The organism is Desulforhabdus sp. TSK (assembly GCF_022836495.1).
Classification (GTDB): Bacteria; Desulfobacterota; Syntrophobacteria; order Syntrophobacterales; family Syntrophobacteraceae; genus Desulforhabdus.
In genome coordinates, this window is the sequence record NZ_BQXM01000293.1 from 1 (window position 1) to 247 (window position 247).

A 247-nucleotide genomic window follows, 5' to 3' on the forward strand; every position below is an offset into this window, starting at 1 on the left:
TCCATACTGACCCGGATGCCGCCGTCCAGAAGAATCCCGGTGAACTGGCGACTGGTAAACTGAGAGCCTTGGTCCGTATTGAAGATGTCGGGAATTCCCTTTGCCAGAGCCCGCTCCAGAGCACTTAAGTACCCAAGCAAAAGTTTCACAACATTCTAGGTGGAGAAGTTGATTGTGTATTTCGTTCCAAAGTTCTTCAATATGTGATCAATGGCCTCCTGTAGTAAACTAAAGGAGAGATAGGCTG

General features: G+C 47.8%; 1 pseudogene. It reads right to left on the reverse strand.

The window, feature by feature from the left end:
• Nucleotides 1-122 (reverse strand): annotated as a pseudogene (locus MWC30_RS22435) (IS3 family transposase); the annotation flags it as partial.
• Nucleotides 123-247 lie beyond the last annotated feature (125 nt).